Annotated in this window: 1 protein-coding gene and 1 pseudogene; both read right to left on the bottom strand. The window is 49.2% G+C overall.

The window, feature by feature from the left end; translation table 11 throughout:
* On the bottom strand, positions 1-538 hold a 538-nt coding region (locus A3750_RS21340), incomplete at its 3' end, for a hypothetical protein (RefSeq protein ID WP_156498811.1).
* 73 nt (positions 539-611) lie between these two features.
* Positions 612-997 (bottom strand): annotated as a pseudogene (locus A3750_RS26475) (DNA-3-methyladenine glycosylase I); the annotation flags it as partial.

The raw sequence follows: 997 nt of genomic DNA, 5'->3' as shown, positions 1-997 counted from the left end.
TCATGAGGTAGGGGAGGCGTTTTACTTGTCGTGTGGGAAAGGTGCGTGAGAGCAGCCAAGCGCCGCCGGGCGGCAAGGCTGTTTTGAATTCTGCAGCAAGGCGTCTGCCCATGCGATTCGACTTGGCCGAACCAACCCAACGCATGTGGTGAACGAGATACAGCCCGAAGTCGTTAAACGCGTGGTCGATAAAGCGGACTAGAAAATGATGCGCTGGATCATTGGGAACAATTGAATGGCCCTCATGTTCGGCCTCCATGCGGAGCAATATACTGCTACTGTCGTATTCAAATGTGCGTTTGTCGTATGAAAAGTAGGGCAGTAAAGGGTATTCATCAAAGGCGTCTTCCACTACCGGATAGCGAATCACCTCGCCAAGCCTTTTGGCCGTTTCAAGACGGAGCATTAGGCGCGCGTTTTCGAAGTGCGTTCCTTGCGCAGGAAGGCGTCGATAAGCGATGCCTTTGTACTGCAATGCCGCTTCAAGCTTTAACGCATAGGGTGACAGGCGTGAACCCCAAAGAACTGGTACGGACATGTTTTACTACTCTATTTACGCTTAAAGTAACTCCGTTTTTTGTCGAAGTTTCGCGAGCCGGTAAGCCCATATATCAAAGATAATTATCGCCATTTGAAAATGCGCATATTTGGCTTAGTTGTGTATAAGTGAGCTGGCTTTGTTGGTGCCATTCATTAAACGCGGCTTGTATGAGCTTCATCTCTTTTTGCGAGCTCGGCTCTGCTTTAATGTCGAGGCCTGCGCTTTGGAGCGCGAGAATAACATCGCGACTCAGTACGAAGCTGTCTTTGCCCATCATGCGCAAAAAGTATTGGCCTGTGTTGCCGCCAAGTCTTGATCCACGTTTTTTGAGCGTCGCCATTAGACCGATTTGGTCGTCGGTAGGCCAGTTCGCAATGAGCTGGGCAATGCCTTTATCGGTAAAGCGCAGGTCATATACAAACGATACATTGTCGCGTAACGCTTTTATTTTTTGAC

Source organism: Oleiphilus sp. HI0079 (assembly GCF_001635105.1).
Note: the sequence above shows the minus strand (reverse complement) of the source record. Positions and strands in the feature narration are given on the sequence as shown.